This window comes from Myxococcus llanfairpwllgwyngyllgogerychwyrndrobwllllantysiliogogogochensis, assembly GCF_006636215.1.
In the GTDB taxonomy this organism is placed as follows: Bacteria; Myxococcota; Myxococcia; order Myxococcales; family Myxococcaceae; genus Myxococcus; species Myxococcus llanfairpwllgwyngyllgogerychwyrndrobwllllantysiliogogogochensis.
In genome coordinates this window covers 1-1,649 of sequence record NZ_VIFM01000524.1, presented here as the reverse complement: position 1 = coordinate 1,649, position 1,649 = coordinate 1, and the positions used below count along the sequence as shown (strand labels likewise).

1 protein-coding gene is annotated in these 1,649 nt (G+C 70.2%); it reads right to left on the bottom strand.

Annotated features, from left to right (window positions below; all coding sequences use genetic code 11):
• Positions 1 to 1,649 (bottom strand): condensation domain-containing protein (locus FJV41_RS49055; protein ID WP_246137905.1); only part of this gene is annotated, 1,649 nt, incomplete at both ends.

The window sequence follows — 1,649 nt, the reverse complement described above, 5'->3', positions numbered from 1 at the left end:
GCCCCGAGCACGGTCCTCGGAGATGAGGGTGTCGAAGCGGCTCTGCTGCTCGGCCTCATCCGCGCCGCGCCAGTCGTGCTCCTCCCAGGGGAGGGTGGCCTCCGGGTGGACCCACTGGAGGGGCTGGCCCGCGTCCTCGGGGACGAAGGACGTGCGCAGCGAGGGCTGCCGCTGGATGACGGCTTCCCAGGTGCGACGGAAGGCGGTCATGTCCACGGCGCCGCCGAAGGTCCACGCCAACTGCGTGACGTAGACGCCGGAGCCCGGGGCCGTGAGGGTGTGGAAGAGCATGCCCTGCTGCATGGGCGACAGCGGATAGAGGTCGTCCGCCAGCGCCCCCGCGGGCAGCACCCGGTCGAGCACCGACTGGGACAGCTTCGCCAGCGGGAAGTCGGTGGGCGTGAAGCGGCGGGCGTCGTCGGAGTCCCGGTCGTCGATGAGCCGCCGCAGCGTGTGCAGGCAATGGTCGGCCAGGGACTGGATGGTCTCCGGCCGGTGCGCTGCCTGGCTGTACGTCCACACCAGGGTCAGTCGGCCCTCGAAGACGTAGCCGTTTATCTCCAGCAGGTGGGAGAGCGCGGCCTTGGGTGCGCGCAGGGCACCGAGGGGCTCCCGCGTGGCGGTGAACGGATTCAGCGCCGAGTCGTCACCGGCGGACTGATGGAACTGGCCCAGGTAGTTGAAGAGCACCTGGGCACGAGGCAGCGCGCGGAGGTGCTGGGATTGCTCATCGTCCGCCAGGTGGCGCAGCAGGCCGTAGCCGAGTCCCTTTCGGGGAAGGCGCCGCAGCGAGTCCCGCACAGCGCGCAACCGGCCGCCCAGGCTGGTGGTACCCGAGACGTCCAGCGTCACGGGATACAGCGTGGTGAGCCAGCCCACCGTGCGAGACAGGTCCACGTCGTCGGAGAACGGCTCGCGGCCATGGCCCTCCAGTTCCACACGCAGGCGCGGCTGGCCCATCCAGTGTGTGAGGCTCTCGGCCACCGCCGTCAGCAGCACATCGTTGATGTGCGCCCGCCACGCAGCCGGTGTCTCCTGCAACAAGAGCCGCGTCTGGGCTTCGTCGAGGGAGACTTCCACCGTGCGAGAGGAGGCCACGGAAGTGGCACCGCCAGCGCCATCCCTTGGGAGGACAGGCGCCTCGAGTCGCCCCTCCTCCAGCCAGTACGTCCGCTCACGCGCGACATCCTCGGAGCGAGCGAAGTCACTCAGCTTCGAGGCCCAGGTCTTGAAGGACGTGGACCTGGGCGGCAGCGCCACCGGGCGCCCCTGTCTCGATTGCACATACCCCGCGCCGAGGTCCTCCAGCAGCGTGCGCCAGGAGACGCCATCCACACCCAGGTGGTGCACCGACAGCAGGAGTCGTGAGCCTCGCTCGGCTCCGAGGTGGAAGAGGGCGGCGCGCAGGAGCAGCCCCTCCTCCAGTCTGTGGCTGGCGTGGATTCGGGAGGCTTCGGATTCCATGGCCGCAGGCAGCTCCGCCTCGGGCACGGATGAGAGGTCCACCTGCTCCAGGCGGACCAGGGACTCCAGGCCGGTGAACTCCTGGTGCCAGGTGCCGTCTTGGCGGCGCGTGAAGCGCAGCCGCAGCGTGTCGTGGTGGGCGACGACCGCGCGCAGCGCCGCTTCCAGGCACGGGACGTCCACCG